The 311-nt window shown below is 61.1% G+C and carries 1 protein-coding gene; it reads left to right on the top strand.

Annotated elements, in window-relative coordinates:
- Nucleotides 1-311: hypothetical protein (locus AC097L_RS24310; RefSeq protein WP_479589292.1), on the top strand; the 311-nt coding region annotated here is incomplete at both ends.

The following is a 311-nucleotide window of genomic DNA, read 5'->3' on the forward strand; positions in this document are numbered from 1 at the left end:
GCCCTGTACGACTTTGAGTTCAGCATGATTGGCGACCCCATGGTCGACATTGCCACCATGCGCATGCGTAACTCCATCGAGCCGCTGGGCGACGACCTGCGCGTACTGTGCCGCCACTACGAAGAGTTTTCGGGCGAGAAGATCGACCACAAGGTAGTCGATTTCCACACCCTGCTGTTCGCCACGCTGGGAGCCATGCAGTTCACCGGCACTGTGGGCGTGCCGCAGCCGGGCGACGCGCATTCGGTGTACATGGAGTTTGACCTGGCCCTGCGCCAGGTGATCTTGCTCTCCCAAGCGTCTCTGATGGG

It is taken from the genome of Rhodoferax sp. RT5P35 (genome assembly GCF_056521385.1).